Below are 18,200 nucleotides of genomic sequence, written 5' to 3'. Positions count from 1 at the left end.
GATGCTACGCCCGGGCCAGGGCCTGCACTGTTCGCAAGATAACGGAGTGCGGGACAGGCGGGAAGGGCTGCAGATACAGACCCGGTTCAGCGATAGCGGGCCTCGACCAGATCGATCTCGCGCAGCAGCTTGCGCGCGACTTCGTCGGACAAGGTGTTGTTGCGCGCCATGCGCAGCAGGACGGCCCGTTCATGCTCCAGCGCCGCCAGGCGATAGTGGCGCTCGGCGCTTTCGGCGGCGCGTGCGTGCGCCGGATCGACATCGTTGCCGTTGCCGCCATCGAGCCGGTACTGGTACAGGCTGCGCACCTGGTCGACTGCACTCGCATGCATCTCCACCGCGCCTTGCGCGTCGCAGCCCGAGGTGGGTGGCGGTGGCGGTGCATTGGCGATGGCTTCGAGCGCGGCCAGCGCGGCGGCATGGCGCGCACGTGCTTCTTCGCTTTCATGCGCCGAATCGTGCGGCAGTTCGAGGCCGCGCAGCACGCGCGGCAGCCCGACACTGGCCAGCACCAGCGAGACGACGATCACGGCGCTGGCCAGAAAAATCACCAGGTCGCGGCCAGGGAACGGCGCACCGCCCGGCATCGCCAGCGGCAGCGTGAGCACGCCGGCCAGCGTGATCGCGCCGCGCACGCCGGCCAGCGACGTGGCCAGGATCAGGCGCGGGTTGGGGCGGTACTCCGGCAGCTTCTGGCGCCGGGCGTTGAGCAGCGTCAGGCGCAGCGAAACCCAGACCCAGACAAAGCGCAGCAGGATCAGGCCGAAGCTGATGGCCAGCGCGTTGGTGGCCAGCCACCAGACATCGTTTGCGCGCGGCAGCTCGGGTGCGACCAGCGCTGCTTCGAGAATATTGGGGAGCTGCTCGCCCAGCAGCACGAACATGATGCCGTTGAGCGCGAACTGCACCGTGTCCCACACCACCGCGCGCCGCACGCGCGTCGTGGCGGCCGCGCGCCCGCTCAATTCAACGTAGCTCATCGTCACGCCCGCCGCGACTGCTGCCAGGATGCCCGAGGCGCCCAGATGCTCGGCTGCCAGATAGGCGCCGAACGGCAGCAGCAGGTTGATGAGGATCGGCGAGCCGCTTTCTTCGCCGATGCGCGCGGCCAGCTGGCGCTGGGCCCAGCTCACGCCCACCGTGATACCCACGCCGATGGCCACGCCCGCCAGCGCGACCCACAGGAAGGTGAGCGTGGCCTCTCCCAGCGAAAAGGTGCCGGTGAGAGCGGCGGCCACGGCGAAGCGGAAGCACACCAGGCCACTGGCGTCGTTCAGCAGCGATTCGCCCTCGAGGATGTGCATCAGGCGCGGCGGGATCGGCACGCGCGCGGCGATCGATGACACCGCGACCGGATCGGTGGGGGCCAGAATGGCGGCCAGCGCGAAGCATACGGCCAGCGGCAGCGACGGAATCAGCCAGTGGATCAAAAAGCCCGCGCCCAGCACCGTAAACAGCACCAGGCCCAGGGCCAGTTCGAGAATCGTGGAGCGGTCGCGGAACAGCCCGATCTTGGGGATGCGCCAGCCGTCGAGAAATAGCAGCGGCGGCAGGAACACGAGGAAGAAGATGTGCGGTTCGAGCCGCACGCCGTGGCCAGTGCTGCCGGCAATGGCCGCGCCGAGCGCGATCTGCATCAGCGGCAGCGGCACCGCGAACGGCAGCATGCGCACCAGGTAGCCGCTGGCCACCACCGCCAGCAGCATGGCCAGCACGATTCCCACTTCATCCATCAACATCTCCCTGTTCAAGACAGGATGATAAGGGATTGGCGCCGCCCGTGGCGACGCTGTTGATCAGGCGGCGGACAAACTGGCCTGGGGCGCAGCCTGCAGTTCGGCCAACAACGCGTCGAGCGGCATGGGCCGGTGGAACAGGTAGCCCTGCATGCAGGCGTTGCCGTGCGCGGCCAGGTACTCGGCCTGGGCCGACGTCTCGACGCCTTCGGCCACGACGCGCAGGCCCAGGTGGCCGGCCATCGCCAGGATCGATTGCACGATGGCGGTGCCGTTCTTGTCGTGCGGGGTGTCGCGGATGAAGCTCTTGTCGATCTTCAGTTCATACAGCGGCATCCGGGTCAGATACGACAGGCTCGAATAGCCGGTGCCGAAATCGTCGATCGAGATGCGGATCCCGAGTGCGGCCAGCGCGTGCATCCGCTCGATGGTCTGGTCGAGGCGATCGACCAGCAAGCCTTCGGTGATCTCGAAGATCAGCTGGCCGGGCGGCACGCCCGTCTCGTGCAGGATCGCCTCGACCCGCGTGACGAAGTCGTGCTGGCGGAACTGCATCGGGCTGACGTTGACCGACAGCGGGAAGCGGTGGCCGGCGCGGTCCAGCACGTGCCAGGCCAGGCACGCTTCGCGCAGCACCCAGTCGCCCAGCGCCACGATCAGGCCACTGGATTCGGCCACCGGAATAAAGACATCTGGCGGCACGCTGCTGCCGTCCTTGCGGCGCCAGCGCATCAGCAGTTCGGCGCCGCTCGGCACGCATGCGCCGTCGACCTGCAGCTGCAGGTGCAACGACAGCTCGCCGTTCTCGAGCGCCTGGCCCAGGTCGCGCTCGAGCGTCAGGCGGCCTTCGGCGTCGGACAGCATGCCCGGTTCGAACAGCGCCACGCCATTACGGCCGCGCGACTTGGCGTGGTACATCGCGGTGTCGGCTTCGCGCAGCAGGTCGTGCACGGTCTGCTGCGCGTTGGCGGATGCGGTGAGCGCGACGCCGATGCTGCTGGTGGCGTAGTAACGCTGGGTGTCGATGACGATCTTGTCGGCCAGCGCAGCCCGGATCCGCTCGGCCACGGCCAGCGCGCGGTCGGTGGCCCGGCCCGCATGCTGGCCCAGCGCGTCGAGCAGAACGACGAATTCATCCCCGCCCAGGCGCGCCACGCAGCCGTCGTTGCCCGTCATCGCCACCAGGCGATCGGCCACGTTCTTGAGCAGCTGGTCGCCGATGGCATGGCCGCGCGCGTCGTTGACGGTCTTGAAGTTGTCGATGTCGACGTACAGCACGGCAGCCATCGACCCGCCCGCGCGGGCGCCGGCTACCGCCACATCGAGCCGCTCCATCAGCAGGCGCCGGTTCGGCAGGCCGGTCAGCACGTCATAGAAGGCCAGCCGGTGGATCGCATCGGCGGCGTTGCGCCGCTCCGTCACATCGCGGCTGACAATCAGCCAGTGCGTGATCGCGCCGCTGTCGCCGGAGAACGGCACCATCTCGGCCTCTACCCAATACGGCGTGCCGTGTTTCGTGTACAGGACCATTTCGGCACTGGCGGCTTCCTTGTGCATCACGGCCGTGATGACACGCCGGACCGTCTCCTGGTCAGTGTCCGGTCCTTCGAGCATGCGCACGCTGCGCCCGATGATTTCTTCGCGGGTGTAGCCGGTGTGGCGCAGCAGGGCGTCGTTGGCAAAAATGATCGGCTGCTCGGCGCCGGGTACGTCGACCATGCGCGCGATCATGACCATGTCGTTCAGGCGCGCGACCGCTGCCGACGTCAGGCGCAGCTCGTCGTTGACGGCGTGCAGGCGTAGCTGGCCCGCTTCGAGCCCGGCAGCGGCCGTGCGCGCTTCGAGGAGTGACCGGTCCAGCCCCTTGAGCAGGGTGCCGCTGGTAATCGTGATCAACGCGCCGACGCAGCAGAAGTTGATGACGACGACGACCGCCGATGCCAGGCCGTTCTGTTCCAGGCCAGGGACATACAGATGCACCTGGCCGTTCAGCCCCAGCAGCAGCACGCAGGCAGCGCCAAGGGCCAGGCCGATGAGCGCCTGACGCATGCCAAGCAGGAGGACGGCCAGCGCGGGCAGCGCCGTCATATAGACCAGGCCAACCGGACCCACCGCAAACAGCAGGCCGACGGACACCAGGAACAGCATGGCAATGAAATTGAGAACGCGTACCGTGTGCGAGATGCGGTCGAAGCGCCAGATGGCCAGCAGCCATGCCATTGCCACCATGTCCATGACGATGACCGGCCATTTGCCTTTGCTGATCAGAAGCGGGATGCTGGGCAGGGCGGCAACGAATCCCAGCGCCACGACGATCGGCAGGATGGTGGTAAAGACCTTGATGCGCCACTGCGCGATGTCATCTGGAGGAATTGGCATGAAGCATCCTGTTCGGCACGCCGCACGGAATTTCTCCGGAGCATAATAAATTTTATTCCAGCAAATTCTATGCAGGTGTAATGATACCTGTCACGCAATATTTTCGGCTCTGTTGTGCCGATGAAACGACCCCGCCCGAAAGGGCGGTTCAGTCACGGAGCCCGCCTCAGTAAGGGCTCGCCTGCGCCAGAAGATCGCCTAGTTGCAGCGTGTTGAGCGGCTTGACCAGATAGTGGTCGAACCCCGCCTGGCGGGCCTGTTCGCGGTCTTGCTGACGTCCATAGCCGGTCGCCGCAATGAGCATGGCGCCCTCCATTCCGGGCAACGCGCGCAGGCGCCGCGCCAGTTCGTTGCCGTCGATGTCGGGCAGTCCGATGTCAAGCAGGCACACCTGCGGATTGAACACGGCAGCGACATCGAGCGCGTCGAGCGCACAATAGACCACTTCCACGGTATGGCCGCTCGCGCGCAAGAACAGGCTCAGTGTCTGGGCGGCGTCGAGATTGTCGTCCACCACGAGGATGCGCAGGGCGCCGACGGCGCTGGCGCTGCTGGCCAGCGGCGCCGCGACCGGCCCCGCCGGGATTGCTTGCGCATAGCACGGCAGGCGCACCGTGAACGTGCTGCCCAGGCCCGGGCCGGCACTTATCGCGCCGACACTGCCGCCATGCAGTTCGACGAGGCTGCGGGCCAGCGCCAGGCCCAGGCCCAGGCCACCCTGTGACCGGTCCGGGGTGCGTTCGGCCTGGGTGAACAGATCGAACACGCGCTCGACCAGGCGTGCATCCATGCCGATGCCGTCATCCGTCACGTCGATGACCCACGTCTCGCCCTGCTGCGCCAGCTGCAGGGTGATGTGGCCGCCCTCGGGCGTGTACTTGGTTGCATTGCCCAGCAGGTTGGCCACGACCTGCACCAGGCGCTTGTGGTCACCCTTGACGCTTGCCGGTTCCGGCGGCATGTCGAGTACCACCTTGTGGCGCCGCGCCAGCATCAGCGGGCGAATCTGCTCGGCCGCATCGTCGACCACCTTGCGCAGGTCGAGGATCTGGGTCGACAGCGTCACCAGCCCGCGCGTCACGCGCGAGACGTCCAGCAGGTCGTCGACCAGGCTCGTCATGTGCTCGACCTGGCGCGCGATGATGGCGCAGGTTTGCGTGATCTGCGCATTATCCGAATGCAGCAGCTTGAGCAGGTGGGCGCCGGTGCTGATCGGCGCCAGCGGGTTGCGCAGTTCGTGCGCCAGCATCGCCAGAAATTCGTCCTTGCGCTGGTCGGCCGCGCGCAGTTCGCGCTCGGCCAGGCTGCGCTGGGCTTCTTTTTGCTGCAGGTGCTCGGCCATCTCGTCCAGGGCCGCGGCCAGCCGGCCGATTTCCTCGCTGTTCGACCCGATGCCGGTGCGGGCATCGAGTTCGCCGGCGGCGATCCGGCGCGCCACCGTCATCAGCTTGCGCACGCGCCGGACAATCAGCTTGTCGCCCGCCAGCCAAGCGGCCAGCAAGGCCAGAATCGTCGTCAGGCCCAGGCCGAGCAGCGACATCAGCTGCGCTTCACGCGCCACGCGCGTGATGGTTTCGGTCGGCACGCCGATCGTCACTGTGTAATCGGACAGCGTTGGTGGCCCGACGCGCGCGAATGCGTGCAGGCGCTCGACGCCATCCTCGCCCTGGATCACGCGGGCGCTGTCATGCGGGCCGCGCATCGCCGCAAACAGCGGTGCCGGAACATGCTTGCCGAACCATTGCTCGGGGTCGGGCCGGCGTGAAATCAGCTTGCCGGTGGCATCGGCCGTCTCGAGGATCGAACCGGCCGGCAGGCTGATGTCGTTGACGAAGGTGTCCAGGCCCGCCAGGTCCATTGCGGCAAACACCACCGCCACCACCTTGCCGTCGCGGTCGGTGACGGGATAGGTCAGGTTGATCGTGTGGCGGCGGATCACGCGCCCGAACACATAGTCGCCGGCGATGAAGCGGCGTTCGGCCACGGCGCGCTTGAAGTGGCTGCGGTCGCCCAGGTTCACCGCGTGCACCATCGGCACCGCGCTGCAACTGACGTCGCCATTGAGCTGGATGAGGCCAAAGTTGACATACAGTTCATTGCGGTCGAGGACATTGGCCAGCAGTGCATTGCAGCCAGCCGTGTCGCCCATCAGGTCCGGCACGCTGGCCAGGTCGACCAGGATCTGGCGCGCGCGGTCGATCGACTGCGCCTCATTCGCGGCGGCCAGCGCCGTCAGGCGTTTGAGGTTGTCTTCGGTCGCGCGGATTGCGGCTTCGCGTTCGCGCAGGCCCCCCAGCACGGTGACGATGGCGATCGGCGTGATGGCCAGCAGCACCAGCAGCATCAGCCTGCTGCGCAGGCTGTTCAGGCGAAAACGTCCGGGTGACTTGTTCATCGCTGCGGCGCCGGATGCGGCGTGGTGGTGACGATGGACAGCGCGAATGTGCGGGCGATGTGGAACATGTGTGGCGAACGATTGATCGATAGGACCCGCCAAAAATGGCGGGAATACAGGCGTAACGTTTCCTGATTGTACTAAAAATTGGCTTATCCACAGCGAATCAGTCGCGTGCGCGCGACGCCTCGTTGCCATGTCAAGCATCGGCGCAGGTAAGATAGGCCCATGCCAGTATCAGGAGAGACCATGAACATCGTCTGCATCGGTGGCGGGCCGGCCGGTCTGTACGCCGGCCTGCTCATGAAACTGCGCGACCCGCGCCGCAACATCACGGTCGTCGAGCGCCACCGGGCCGGCGACACGTTCGGCTGGGGCGTCGTGTTTTCGGACCAGACGCTGGGCAATCTTGCGCTGGCCGACGCGCCCAGCGCGCACGCCATCGAGGGCGCGTTCAACCGCTGGGATGCAATCGACGTGCAGATCGGCGGCGCCACCGTCACTTCGCATGGCCATGGTTTTTGCGGCATCGCGCGCAAGCGCCTGCTCGGCATCCTGCAGGCGCGCTGCGAAGAAGCGGGCGTGGCGCTCGTGTTTGACACCGACGTGACGGACGAGGTGTCGCTGGCGCGCCGCCATGGCGCCGACCTGGTGGTGGCTGCGGACGGCGTGCACAGCGCAATCCGTACGCGCCATGCCGCCGTATTCCAGCCCGATCTAAAAGAGGGGCGATGCCGCTACGTCTGGCTTGGCACCCGGCGCCGCTTCGCCGCGTTCACGTTCGCTTTTGAAGCGACCGAGCATGGCTGGTTCCAGGCCCACGCGTACCAATACGATGACCAGAACGCGACCTTCATCGTCGAGACGCTGGAGTCGACCTGGCACGCCAGCGGCCTGGCCGAGATGGACGCAGCGAGCACGCTGGCGTTTTGCGAGCGCCTGTTCGCCCGTGTTCTTGGCGGCGTGCCGCTCCTGACCCAGGCTACCCGTGGCGGCGGTGCCATGTGGCACCGCTTTGCGCGTTTGATCTGCCGCGAGTGGGTGGGTGCGCTTGACGTCGACGGCCGGCGCGTGCCGCTGGTGCTGCTGGGCGACGCCGCGCACACGGCGCATTTCTCCATCGGCTCGGGCACCAAGCTGGCGCTGGAAGACGCCATCGCGCTGGCCAGCGAGCTGCCTGTTGAAACGGATGGCGACCTCGATGCCGCGCTGGCACGCTACCAGGCTGCGCGCGTGATCGACGTGAGCAAGCTGCAAAGCGCGGCGCGCAATTCGACCGAGTGGTTCGAGAATGTGGCGCGCTACAGTGCCATGCCGCCTGACGCTTTCGCCTACTCGCTGCTCACGCGCAGCCAGCGCCTGTCGCACGAAAACCTGCGCCTGCGCGACCCCGCCTATATAGAAGGCTTCGAGCGCCGCTTTGCCGTGCAGGCGGCAGCGCAGGCCGGCGTGGCCGCGCCAGCGGCGTCCACGCCGCCGATGTTTACGCCCTTCAGAGTGCGCGACGTGCTGCTCAGGAACCGCGTGGTTGTCTCGCCGATGGCGCAGTACGCCTGCGTCGATGGCGTGGCGGGCGACTATCACCTGGCCCATCTCGGCGCACGCGCGCTGGGCGGGGCCGGCCTGGTGATCGCCGAAATGACCTGTGTGTCGGCCGACGCGCGCATCACGCCGCGCTGCCCCGGGCTGTACCTGCCCGAACACACGCAGGCCTGGGCCCGCATCGTCGACTTCGTGCATGCGGCAAGCGACGCGAAAATCGGCATCCAGCTGGGGCACGCTGGCGCCAAGGGCTCGACCCGGCCGATGTGGGAAGGGATCGACCAGCCGCTCGCGCAGGGCAACTGGCCGCTCGTGGCGGCGTCGCCCCAGCAATACCTGGCCGGCGTGTCGCAGATGGCGCGCCAGGCGAGTGAGGCCGACATGGCGCAGATCGAAGCCGATTTCGTGCGCGCCACGCTGGCTGCGGGCGAGGCGGGCTTCGACTGGCTCGAACTGCATTGCGCGCACGGGTATTTGCTCTCGAGTTTCATCTCGCCGCTGACCAACCGGCGGGGCGATGTCTACGGTGGCAGTCTTGAAAACCGCTGCCGCTTTCCGCTGCGCGTGTTTGCCGCCGCGCGCGCAGCCTGGCCCGCGCACCTGCCGATCAGCGTGCGCATCTCGAGCCATGACTGGGTCGATGGCGGGATTACCCCGATAGACGCCGTCGAGATCGCTCGCCTGTTTCGCGCAGCCGGCGCCGACATGATCGACTGCTCGTCCGGGCAAGTGAGCAAGGCCGAGCAACCCGTGTATGGCCGCATGTACCAGACGCCGTTTTCGGACCGCATCCGCAACGAGGCCGGCATCGCGACGATCGCCGTCGGTGGCATCAGCGAGGCCGACCACGTCAACAGCATCATCGCCGCCGGCCGCGCCGATCTGTGCGCGGTGGGGCGCCCGCACCTGGCCAATCCCGCGTGGACGCTGAACGAGGCAGCGCGCATCGGCTACACTGGCGCCGCGTGGCCGCGCCAGTACGTCCCCGGCAAGCAGCAGCTCGAGCGCAATCTGGCGCGCGGGCGGCCAAAAACGTGACCGGTTCGTCCATTTTTCAACGCGTCATCAGGAGCAGGCATGCATGATCTAGCGGGCAATCGAACCGGCCTGACCGGCTACGTGGCGCAGCACGTCGGCTTGGCGCTTGACCCGGCGACGCGGGTAGCAACCGTGACGCTCGACCGGCCCGAGCGCAAGAATCCGCTCACGTTCGCCGCCTACGCCGAGTTGCGTGACCTGTTTCGCGCGCTGGCATACGCCGACGATGTCAAGGCGGTCGTGCTTACCGGCGCGGGCGAAAACTTCTGTTCGGGCGGCGATGTGCACGAGATCATCGGACCGCTGACGCAACTGGACATGCCGGGCCTGCTGGCCTTCACCCGTATGACGGGCGACCTCGTGAAAGCGATGCGCGCCTGTCCGCAGCCGATCGTCGCGGCAGTGGATGGTGTGTGCGCCGGTGCCGGTGCGATCCTGGCGCTGGCTTCGGACATCCGCTACGCCACGGCGCGCAGCCGCACCGCCTTCCTGTTCACGCGCGTCGGCCTGGCCGGCTGCGACATGGGCGCCTGCGCCTTGCTGCCGCGCGTGATCGGCCAGGGCCGCGCGGCCGAACTGCTGTACACCGGCCGCTCGATGGATGGCGAAGAGGGCGAGCGCTGGGGCTTCTTCAATCGCTTGTGCGCACCGGGCGACGTACTCGCCGAGGCGCAGGGGTTTGCTGCGCAGCTGGCGGCCGGCCCCACGTTCGCGCACGGCATGACCAAGAAGATGCTGCAGCAGGAGTGGAATATGGGCGTGGACGAAGCCATCGAGGCCGAGGCGCAGGCGCAGGCCATCTGCATGATGACGCAGGATTTCCAGCGCGCCTACCAGGCGTTCGTGAGCAAACAGCGGCCGCAGTTCGAAGGCAATTGATGGAACACGATGTCCTCGACTGGCCGTTTTTCGATGCGCACCACGGCGTCCTGGCGCGTGAACTCGACGTCTGGGCTGCGGCGAACCTGGCCGATGCGCACGGGGCCGATGTCGACGCCGTCTGCCGCGCACTGGTCACGAGGCTGGGGCAGGGCGGCTGGCTGCGCCACGCCGTGGCCGGCGTCGAGTATGGCGGCGCGCACGCCACCATCGACACCCGCGCCATTTGCCTGATTCGCGAAACGCTGGCGCGCCATGCCGGTCTGGCCGATTTTGCGTTCGCGATGCAGGGCCTGGGCAGTGGCGCGATCTCGCTGTTCGGCAGCGCTGCGCAGCGCAGCACCTGGCTGCCGCGCGTGGCCAAGGGGAACGCAATTGCCGCCTTTGCGCTGTCCGAGCCTGCTGCGGGGTCCGACGTTGCGGCGCTGCAGTGCGCGGCGCACCGCGACGGCGATGTCTGGGTGCTCGATGGCGAAAAAACCTGGATCTCGAATGGCGGCATCGCCGACTTCTACGTCGTATTCGCGCGCACGGGCGAAGCGACCGAGCGCAGCGCACGTGGCATTTCGGCCTTCATCGTCGATGCGGCCACGCCTAGCCTCGAGGTCGCCGAGCGCATCGACGTGATCGCGCCGCATCCGCTGGCGCGCCTGCGCTTTAACGGTTGCCGGGTGCCGGCTGCCTGCCTGATCAGCGGCGAGGGCGACGGCTTCAAGGTGGCGATGGCCACCCTCGATGTATTTCGCACGTCGGTGGCGGCTGCGGCATTGGGCTTCGCGCGGCGCGCCATGGCCGAAGCACTGGCGCATGCGCAGGCGCGCCCCATGTTCGGCAAGCTGCTGGCCGACTTCCAGCTCACGCAGGCCCGGCTCGCGCAGATGGCGCTCGAGATCGACGCCGTCGCGCTGCTGACCTACCGCGCGGCGTGGCTGCGCGACAGCGGCAAGCGCGTCACAAAAGAATCGGCGATGGCCAAGCTGGCCGCAACCGAATCGGCGCAGCGCGTGATCGACGGCGCCGTGCAGCTGTTTGGCGGGCAGGGCGTGCAACAGGGCCAGGTCGTCGAAGGCCTGTACCGCGAGATCCGCGCGCTGCGCATCTACGAAGGAGCCAGCGAAGTGCAGCTCCTGATCATCGCGCGCGAACTGCTCGCGTCGCAACACTGAGGCCACATGCCCGGAGATTTGATGGAATTCTTGCAACCGCCCGGCTGGCCGCGCCCGAAAGGCTACGCCAACGGCGTTGTCGCGCGCGGCCGGCAGGTGCATGTCAGCGGGATGGTCGGCTGGACGCCGGCAGGCCGGTTCGAGACGGATGATTTCGTCGGGCAGTCGCGCCAGGCGCTGGCCAATATCGTGGCCGTGCTGCGCGAAGCCGGCGCCGGCCCGGAACACATCGTGCGCATGACCTGGTATGTGCTCGACAAGCGCGAATATCTCGATGCCGGGCCGGCGCTGGGCGCAGCCTACCGCGACGTCATCGGGCGCCATTATCCGGCGATGACGGCCGTGCAGGTGGCAGGCCTGATGGAAGACCGCGCGCGGGTGGAGATCGAGGTCACGGCCATCATTCCGGATTGAGGGCCGCCCGGACGAACGAATGGCCCCGCTTGGGGGCCATTCATGGTCTTGCACCGCCGTGCCATTTACCGCTCGGCGCGGCGATGCGGGGGCCGGGTCGGGTTAACGGCGGCCGGCGCCACGCGCACCACCGCGTTCAATGAACGCTTTCATCTCCGCCAGGTCGTCATCCATCTGACGCTGTGGATCGACGCCCAGCATGCGCGCCACGCCGTGGCCCAGCACGCCCGCTGGTGGCGCATAGCTGATGCGCACCGTTGCACGCGTGCCGCCATTGACGGACTCGAACGTGACGCTGCCGTCCTGTTCGATTTCCGAGCCCGGCTCGCTGCGCCACGACAGGCGATCCGGACGCGACTGCTCGGTCATGACCGCGTTCCATGCGTATTCCATGCCGGCCGGGCCGCGCACGACCCAGTGCGAACGGCGGTGGCCAAGGTCACGCACTTCGGTCACGTGCGACATGAAGCGCGGGAAGTTTTCCACGTCGGCCCACGCATCGAACACTTCACGTGGCGAGGCATCGATGAAGACGCTGTTCTCGACTTCGACCCGGCTTGCTTCGCCGCGGTGACGCAGCGAGTCGACCAGGTTGCGGCCACGGTCACTGCGCAGCAGCACTGCCAGCGCGCCCAGGCCCAGCAGGGCGACGGCCGGCGAACGGCGCGCCAGGCCGACGATGCTCAGCGCACTGGTGCCCAGCAGCGCCGAGTTGGTCAGCGTCGGGCCACGCGAGCCGAAGGCCTGCGTCAGGTGATCGGTCCATTCGCGTACCTGGTTACCCACGTCGTTGGCGTGGGCACGGGCGCCGTTGCCAGCGCTGTGCGCGGCATGTGCGAGGTTTTCACGGGCGATATCGGCGCGTTCGCGTGCGCGGTCGGCAGCGTCATCAGCGTTGCTGCGAGCCTTGTCGGCAGCGTCACTGGCGCTGCTGCGCGCCTTGTCGGCAGCGTAGTTGGCGCGGTCGCGTGCGTCGTTGGCGACGTGGTGCGCGCGCGAGCGGACGTCGTCCGCGTAGTCACGTGCATCGTCGGCGGCGCGGGCGGCGGTGCTGCGGGCCGTGTCGGCAGCGTGCGACACGCGGTCACGTGCGGTGTCGGCAGCATGCGATACGCGGTCACGGGCGTAGTCAGCAGCGTGCGAGGCGCGGTCGCGCGCATCGTACGATGCTTCGGCCAGGCGGCCGCGTGCGCGTTCGAGGCGGTCGCGCGTTTCGTGCGATGCCTCGGCCAGGCGGTCACCGGCAGCGTGGGCGGCGCCGGCCAGGCGCGCGCCGGCGCGCAGGTACACCGATTCGGCACGCTCGCGCGCCGAGTCGAAGCGCTCGCCGGCAGTATGCAGCGCGTGTTCGAGTTTGTCGGCGCCGCGGTGACGCGCGTCGCGCAGTGCGCCCTTGGCGCGTGCACGGCGTTTCGGGCCGCGGTCGGGGTCAAAGGCATACATCAGCAGGGCGCCAGCCACTGCGGCGCCAATCCATTTACCTGCGTTGTTTCCCTGATCGTTCGATTCGTTCATGTCGACTCCTCTCGGTTAGTTGTACTGTGTCGTGTTGGACCTTGTCGCCTGGCGGTGCCACGGCATATCCGGTCCGTCACTGGTCTGTTACTGACGATTCATCGTGCTTTGCAGCGTCGCTGTGCAGCGTCACTTGCACGCATAAAAAAACGCACCGCTTCGCAGTCATGCGTTGCAGTGCGTTCCGGCGAACCATCACGCGATTCGGGCAGAACCCGATGCGCAGTAGATGGTCAGACGACGTGCTTTGTCACCCCGCTTTTTGCAGGATCATTAGCAGTACGCCGTTCTCGAGCATCACCGATACCACGCCGTTCGTGACGCCGTTGGTTTGGTGAAGCCGCGCAGGTATCTGCGTGCATTGCATTCAGCATACACCACGGTTTCGCGTTCCCGGCGTTCGTTTGCCGCATGGCAATTGACTTGGATCCAGCCTTAGCGATGAGTACGTTCACGGACTTCGGGTGGCCTGCGCCGCGTGCCACAGGATTCTGATACGGTGGTTGCTAATGAAACAAGGAGATAACATGAATCACCATATCGTTCGCATGTTGCCCAACTTCGAAGCGGCCGAGGCAGCCCGCAATGGCTTGCTGGCCGAGGGCTTCGACGGCGACGGCATCAATGTCAATGTCACCACCGACGAGGCCGGTCCTGCCGAAAGCAATTTCTATGTAGGCGACTCGCCCGCTGTCAAAGGCGGCACCGATTACGAGGATGTCTTCAAGCCTGCCGTTCGCGGCGATCTGTGCATGATGACGGTCACCGTTGCAGAAGCCTTCCAGCTCGAGCGGGCTGCCGCCATTCTGGAATACCATGGCGGGATCGACGTCGATCCGGCCCATGGCGCGGCCGGCAGCACGTTTTAACACCGGTAACGCCAGTTTGCCGCATGTGGGCGCGATAGCTTTCATGCGGCACTGGCGATACCGCTGTCAGCGCGCTGGCGGAAAGAACAACTGCTCGCCCGCTGGCTTGAACCCCGTGATCTGACGCTGCCCTTGCGGCGACGTGATCCATTCGATCAGCTGCTGCGCGCCCTTGTAGTTCACGCCCGGGTGCTTCGCAGGGTTGACCGCGATGATCCCGTACGGGTTGTACATCCGCTTGTCGCCTTCGACCACGATCGCCAGCCCCGTCCTGGCCTTGTACGCGCCGTAGGTGGCGCGGTCGGTCAGCGTGTAGGCCCGCATCTCGGCGGCCATATTGAGCACTTCGCCCATGCCCAGCCCGGCCGATACATAGTTGCTTCCCTGTGGTTTGGTCCCTGCCTGCTGCCAGTAGGCTTTCTCCATCACGTCGGTCCCCGAGTTGTCGCCGCGCGAGATGAAGCGCACGTTGGCGGCAGTGATGCGCCTGAAGGCGTCGATCACGTCCTTCGAGCCCTTGATGCGCGCCGGATCGGCCTCCGGCCCCACCACGATGAAGTCGTTGTACATGACGTCGCGCCGGTCCACGCCCCAGCCTTCGGCGACAAACTTGTCTTCCAGCGTGCGGGCGTGGACCAGTGCCACGTCAACGTCGCCGTTCTTGGCCAGTTCGAGGGCCTTGCCGGTGCCGACTGCGATGACCTGCACGCGGGCGCCGGTGGCGGCCTCGAAGGCCGGCAGCACCTGCTTGAGCAGGCCCGAGTTTTCGGTGCTGGTGGTGGTCGACAGGCGAATCACGTCCTGCGCCATGGCAGCGGAGCTGGCGAGGGTGGGGATGAGCACGAGGGCAAGGACGACGCGGCGTTTCATGAGGTTCTCCAGGTGGTGGTTGGGATTATCTTGCTTCGAGGCGCCCGTCGCGCAGCTTGAGGCGCTGCACGCCGGGCAGGTTGATCAGATCGCGGTCATGGCAGGCCACGATCACGCTGGCGCCTTGGTCGATCAGGGTCGGGATCAGGGCAATGACCTGTTCGCGCGCTGCGCCATCAAGGTTCGCGGTCGGCTCGTCGAGCAGCAGCAGGCGCGGCTGCAGCACACGGGCGCGCGCCAGCGCCACACGCTGCTTTTCGCCGCCGGACAGGCGCGCCGGATCGTTGTCGCGCAGGTGGGTCACGCCGGCCCAGTCCATCGCTTCATCAACCAGGCCGCGCAGCAGACGCCGGTCGCCGCCGCGCGCCAGCAGGCCGTAGGCGATATTGTGGGCCACGCTCGTGGAAAACATGATCGGATGCTGGTGCACGTAGACGATCGCATGCCGCAGTGGCCGGGGATAAGGGTAGAGCGGCAGGTGCAGACCATCGAACTCGACGCTGCAGGCTGCACTGCGTTCCAGGCCACCCAGCATGCGCAGCAGCGTGCTCTTGCCCGATCCGTTGGCGCCGGTCAGCACGTAGGCAGCGCCGGCCGCGATGTCGAGGCGCCCGATATCGAACAGCAGGCGCTCGCCATGGCGCTTGTGCAGCGCGTGCACGGACAGGAGCGGCGTCACAGGCGCGCTCCCGGATTGTGCGCGTCGCCCTGCAACAGCACGAGCACGCCGTTCATGGCCAGCGCCAGCGTCACCAGCACGATGCCCAGCGCAATGCCCTGGGCAAAATCGCCCTTGCTGGTCTCGAGCGCGATGGCGGTCGTGATGGTGCGGGTATGGCCTTCGATATTGCCGCCTACCATCAGCGCGCAACCCACTTCCGAGATCACGCGCCCGAAGCCGCTGATCACGGCCGCCATCACGCCGTAGCGGGCTTCATGCAGGACCGAAAACATCACGCGCAGGCGCGAGGCGCCGTGGGCCAGCGCGGTTTCGGCGTAGCGCGGATCGAGCGCCTGCACGGCTGCCAGCGTGAACGCCAGCAGCACCGGCAGGCCGATCAGGCACTGGCCGGCGATGATGCCCGGCTGCGAGAACAGCCATCCCAGATCGCCCAACGGGCCGCGCCGCGACAGCATCAGGTAGAGCAGCAGGCCGATGAGCACGGTGGGCAGCGACAACGCGGCCTGCGCCAGCCAGACGGCGATGCGCCGCCCCGGAAACCGGTGCATCGCGATCAGGTAGCCGAGCACGACGGCCGGGGGCGTGGCCAGGATCAGGCCCGACAGCGTGGTCTTGACCGAGACCCACACGATATGCCACAGCGCCGCATCGCCGCGCAGCAGCAATGCGAAGGCGCCGCTCGTCGCTTCGAGCAGGCCCATTCAGGTGACAGGTTCGCCGGCCGGCCGCACCTGCGGCGTATCCAGCAGGTGCGGCTCGAACACCAGCCGCTCGTGGCCCGCCACCAGCAGGAAGTGACGGCCGCTGCAGCGCGTCAGCAGGGCCATGCCGACCCGCCCGGCCACCATCTGGCCCATCTGCGTGGTGCCCGAACGCGACAGCAGGAACGGAATCCCCATCTGTGCACCCTTGATCACCATTTCGGACGTCAGGCGCCCAGTGGTATAAAAAATCTTGTCGGCGCCATCCACGCCGTCCAGCCACATCAGGCCGGCGATGGCGTCCACCGCATTGTGGCGGCCCACGTCCTCGACGAAGTACAGCAACTCGCCATCGCGTGTAAACAGTGCGCAGCCGTGCACCGAGCCGGCCTGCTTGTAGATCGATTGCTGGGTGCGGATGGTCTCGACGATGCGGTACACGCTCGACTGGGTCAGGCGGGCATCCGGCGGCAGCACGATGCTGTCGACTTCATCCATCAGGCCGCCGAACACCGAGCCCTGGCCGCAACCGGTCGTGACGACTTTTTTTGCGGTGCGCTGTTCGATGTCGGCAATGCCGCTGCGGGTGACGACGGCCACCGCGTCGACCGACCAGTCGACCTGGATCGAGACGATGTCGGCCAGCTTGCGCACCAGGCGCTGGTTGCGCAGATAGCCAAGGGTGAGCATCTCGGGCGCGCTGCCCAGCGTCATCAGGGTGACGAGTTCGCGCTTGTCGACATACACCGTCAGGGGGCGCTCGGCGGGAATCGCCAGCACCTTGCGGCGCCCGCGTTCATCGATCGACAGTATGTCGCGGGTAAGGACCGCGCGCGCATCGGACAGCGCCGGCCGTTTACCGGGCGGGGTGTACGCGGTGAGGTCAACGGTGGTCAAGCAGCGCCTCCTGTGTTGAATATTTTATAAAAGTATAAGCCGACCCGGCTCGCGCACGGAAGGCGCGGCTGACTTTTCCAGGTTTGCCGTGTGCTGTGGCCGGCGCATTCACGCTGGCGAAGGTTGATGTGCTCAATTGTGCGCCCCGATAATTTCCCGACAATTAAACTTCATGTAACGTTCAGTTACACCTCATACCGTGACTTACTCGTAATTACAGGCTACCGACCCTGCAATGCATGCCATCCAGCTTCCTGCCAGCCACGCGGTCCACGCGCCGCCCAGCCCAGATGACCAGGCCCGGGCCGATCTGTACGCCCTTCTGGCACGCCTGTTGCTCGCACCGCCCGACATGGCGCTGCTCGACGCTCTTGCCAGCAGCAACCCGATCGTTGCGCAGGGCGGCGACCCCGCACTCGAGCGCTGCTGGGAGCACCTGACGCTGGCGTCGAGCGTGATGGACGCGGGCGCCGTCGCTGCCGAGTTCGACACCCTGTTCATCAGCATCGGCACGCCGCCAGTCGATCCATACGGTTCGCGCTACATCGCCGGCTTCATGAATGACACGCCGCTGGCCGAACTGCGCGCCGACCTGGCGCGTCTGGGTTTGCGCCGTGCGCGTGGCGTCGGCGAGTTCGAAGACCACCTGGGCGCACTGTGCGAGACCATGCGTGTGCTGATCCTGGGCATGCCGGGTAGCGCGCGCGCATCGATCGAGCAGCAACAACACTTCTTCGAGCGCCATATCGCGCCATGGTACGAACGCGCACTGGACGATATCGCCGCCGCCGAAGGCGCCAATTATTACCGCCTGGTAGCGCGCCTTGGCGCTGCCTTCCTGGCCATCGAGGCGCAAGCCTTTGAAGTAGGAGAACAAGTCAATGCCCAGAACAATCATGGACAATAAACAACAGCCTGCCGTGCTGCCCGACCCGGCCCGCCGCAGCTTCCTGAAAGCCGCGCCACTGGGCGCGCTGGTGGTGGCTGGTGCGGCAACCGCCGCCGCGCCCGAGCTCGCCCCGGTTGCGGCCGACCCTGCGGAAAAGCGCGGCTACCACGAGACGGAGCACATCCGTCGCTACTACCAGACGGCTGCCTACTGGTAGCGACGACCCAC

15 protein-coding genes are annotated in these 18,200 nt (G+C 66.9%); 7 read left to right on the top strand and 8 right to left on the bottom strand.

What is annotated here, in order from left to right; translation table 11 throughout:
• Nucleotides 1–86: 86 nt before the first annotated feature.
• The 3 genes from AC1MGT_RS02260 to AC1MGT_RS02250 all read right to left on the bottom strand — a co-directional run bounded on the left by AC1MGT_RS02260 (nt 87) and on the right by AC1MGT_RS02250 (nt 6,510).
• Nucleotides 87–1,733 carry a Na+/H+ antiporter gene (locus AC1MGT_RS02260; RefSeq protein ID WP_332530776.1) on the bottom strand — a complete coding sequence of 549 codons (1,647 nt, stop codon included), beginning with the start codon at nt 1,731–1,733 and terminating at the stop codon, nt 87–89.
• Nucleotides 1,734–1,796: 63 nt separating this feature from the next.
• Entirely contained in the window at nt 1,797–4,115 is a 2,319-nt protein-coding gene (locus AC1MGT_RS02255; RefSeq protein ID WP_499502828.1) for a putative bifunctional diguanylate cyclase/phosphodiesterase, read from the bottom strand.
• A gap of 166 nt (nt 4,116–4,281) precedes the next feature.
• Complete coding sequence (locus tag AC1MGT_RS02250) at nt 4,282–6,510, bottom strand: hybrid sensor histidine kinase/response regulator (RefSeq protein ID WP_499502827.1); 2,229 nt, start codon at nt 6,508–6,510, stop codon at nt 4,282–4,284.
• Nucleotides 6,511–6,759: 249 nt separating this feature from the next.
• Between AC1MGT_RS02250 and AC1MGT_RS02245 the strand changes: the two genes are divergently transcribed.
• Genes AC1MGT_RS02245 through AC1MGT_RS02230 form a run of 4 tightly spaced genes read left to right on the top strand, consistent with a single transcriptional unit; the run spans nt 6,760 to nt 11,549 of the window.
• Nucleotides 6,760–9,090, top strand: a complete 2,331-nt coding sequence (locus AC1MGT_RS02245; RefSeq protein ID WP_499502826.1) for a bifunctional salicylyl-CoA 5-hydroxylase/oxidoreductase — start codon at nt 6,760–6,762, stop codon at nt 9,088–9,090.
• A 39-nt stretch (nt 9,091–9,129) separates the two neighbouring features.
• Nucleotides 9,130–9,969, top strand: coding sequence for an enoyl-CoA hydratase family protein (locus AC1MGT_RS02240; RefSeq protein WP_499502825.1), 840 nt, complete (start codon nt 9,130–9,132; stop codon nt 9,967–9,969).
• Nucleotides 9,969–11,135, top strand: coding sequence for an acyl-CoA dehydrogenase family protein (locus AC1MGT_RS02235; RefSeq protein WP_499502824.1), 1,167 nt, complete (start codon nt 9,969–9,971; stop codon nt 11,133–11,135). Before AC1MGT_RS02240 ends, AC1MGT_RS02235 begins: the two co-directional genes overlap by 1 nt.
• 21 nt (nt 11,136–11,156) lie before the next feature.
• On the top strand, nt 11,157–11,549 hold the full coding sequence (locus tag AC1MGT_RS02230; protein ID WP_258834625.1) for a RidA family protein: 393 nt from the start codon (nt 11,157–11,159) through the stop codon (nt 11,547–11,549).
• Between the two features lie 102 nt (nt 11,550–11,651).
• Here the strand turns inward: AC1MGT_RS02230 and AC1MGT_RS02225 are convergent, their stop codons facing one another.
• Nucleotides 11,652–13,064: an SRPBCC family protein gene (locus AC1MGT_RS02225; RefSeq protein WP_499502823.1), complete on the bottom strand. Its 1,413-nt coding sequence runs from the start codon at nt 13,062–13,064 to the stop codon at nt 11,652–11,654.
• 527 nt (nt 13,065–13,591) lie between these two features.
• Between AC1MGT_RS02225 and AC1MGT_RS02220 the strand changes: the two genes are divergently transcribed.
• Nucleotides 13,592–13,933, top strand: a complete 342-nt coding sequence (locus tag AC1MGT_RS02220; protein WP_499502822.1) for a hypothetical protein — start codon at nt 13,592–13,594, stop codon at nt 13,931–13,933.
• 66 nt (nt 13,934–13,999) lie between these two features.
• On the opposite strand, the gene AC1MGT_RS02215 is transcribed toward AC1MGT_RS02220, so the two are convergent.
• Genes AC1MGT_RS02215 through AC1MGT_RS02200 form a run of 4 tightly spaced genes read right to left on the bottom strand, consistent with a single transcriptional unit; the run spans nt 14,000 to nt 17,083 of the window.
• Entirely contained in the window at nt 14,000–14,803 is an 804-nt protein-coding gene (locus tag AC1MGT_RS02215; RefSeq protein WP_499502821.1) for an ABC transporter substrate-binding protein, read from the bottom strand.
• Nucleotides 14,804–14,828: 25 nt separating this feature from the next.
• The gene (locus tag AC1MGT_RS02210) at nt 14,829–15,482 is read right to left on the bottom strand and encodes an energy-coupling factor ABC transporter ATP-binding protein (RefSeq protein WP_499502820.1); all 654 of its coding nucleotides are present in this window, start codon (nt 15,480–15,482) and stop codon (nt 14,829–14,831) included.
• Nucleotides 15,479–16,186 (bottom strand): ABC transporter permease, encoded by a 708-nt coding sequence (locus AC1MGT_RS02205; protein WP_499502819.1) that lies wholly within the window; start codon nt 16,184–16,186, stop codon nt 15,479–15,481. The genes AC1MGT_RS02210 and AC1MGT_RS02205 overlap by 4 nt, the downstream gene beginning before the upstream one ends.
• Nucleotides 16,187–17,083 (bottom strand): formate dehydrogenase accessory sulfurtransferase FdhD, encoded by an 897-nt coding sequence (locus AC1MGT_RS02200; RefSeq protein WP_499502818.1) that lies wholly within the window; start codon nt 17,081–17,083, stop codon nt 16,187–16,189. It lies immediately after the preceding gene.
• 235 nt (nt 17,084–17,318) lie between these two features.
• Here AC1MGT_RS02200 and AC1MGT_RS02195 point away from each other — a divergent pair, with 235 nt between their 5' ends.
• Together AC1MGT_RS02195 and AC1MGT_RS02190 are read left to right on the top strand one after the other, a co-directional pair.
• The gene (locus tag AC1MGT_RS02195) at nt 17,319–17,990 is read left to right on the top strand and encodes a TorD/DmsD family molecular chaperone (protein ID WP_499502817.1); all 672 of its coding nucleotides are present in this window, start codon (nt 17,319–17,321) and stop codon (nt 17,988–17,990) included.
• Nucleotides 17,980–18,189, top strand: coding sequence for a twin-arginine translocation signal domain-containing protein (locus AC1MGT_RS02190; protein ID WP_499502816.1), 210 nt, complete (start codon nt 17,980–17,982; stop codon nt 18,187–18,189). The genes AC1MGT_RS02195 and AC1MGT_RS02190 overlap by 11 nt, the downstream gene beginning before the upstream one ends.
• Nucleotides 18,190–18,200 lie beyond the last annotated feature (11 nt).

The organism is Telluria sp. BA11 (genome assembly GCF_056680305.1).
The sequence above is the reverse complement of the archived record's forward strand: the minus strand, read 5'-3'. Positions and strand labels throughout refer to the sequence as shown.

Bases quoted from the DNA above. Each gene is read 5' to 3' on its own strand.
- AC1MGT_RS02260 (WP_332530776.1), bottom strand. From the start codon at position 1,733: ATGGATGAAGTGGGAATCGTGCTGGCCATGCTGCTGGCGGTGGTGGCC.
- AC1MGT_RS02255 (WP_499502828.1), bottom strand. From the start codon at position 4,115: ATGCCAATTCCTCCAGATGACATCGCGCAGTGGCGCATCAAGGTCTTT.
- AC1MGT_RS02250 (WP_499502827.1), bottom strand. From the start codon at position 6,510: ATGAACAAGTCACCCGGACGTTTTCGCCTGAACAGCCTGCGCAGCAGG.
- AC1MGT_RS02245 (WP_499502826.1), top strand. From the start codon at position 6,760: ATGAACATCGTCTGCATCGGTGGCGGGCCGGCCGGTCTGTACGCCGGC.
- AC1MGT_RS02240 (WP_499502825.1), top strand. From the start codon at position 9,130: ATGCATGATCTAGCGGGCAATCGAACCGGCCTGACCGGCTACGTGGCG.
- AC1MGT_RS02235 (WP_499502824.1), top strand. From the start codon at position 9,969: ATGGAACACGATGTCCTCGACTGGCCGTTTTTCGATGCGCACCACGGC.
- AC1MGT_RS02230 (WP_258834625.1), top strand. From the start codon at position 11,157: ATGGAATTCTTGCAACCGCCCGGCTGGCCGCGCCCGAAAGGCTACGCC.
- AC1MGT_RS02225 (WP_499502823.1), bottom strand. From the start codon at position 13,064: ATGAACGAATCGAACGATCAGGGAAACAACGCAGGTAAATGGATTGGC.
- AC1MGT_RS02220 (WP_499502822.1), top strand. From the start codon at position 13,592: ATGAATCACCATATCGTTCGCATGTTGCCCAACTTCGAAGCGGCCGAG.
- AC1MGT_RS02215 (WP_499502821.1), bottom strand. From the start codon at position 14,803: ATGAAACGCCGCGTCGTCCTTGCCCTCGTGCTCATCCCCACCCTCGCC.
- AC1MGT_RS02205 (WP_499502819.1), bottom strand. From the start codon at position 16,186: ATGGGCCTGCTCGAAGCGACGAGCGGCGCCTTCGCATTGCTGCTGCGC.
- AC1MGT_RS02195 (WP_499502817.1), top strand. From the start codon at position 17,319: ATGCATGCCATCCAGCTTCCTGCCAGCCACGCGGTCCACGCGCCGCCC.
- AC1MGT_RS02190 (WP_499502816.1), top strand. From the start codon at position 17,980: ATGGACAATAAACAACAGCCTGCCGTGCTGCCCGACCCGGCCCGCCGC.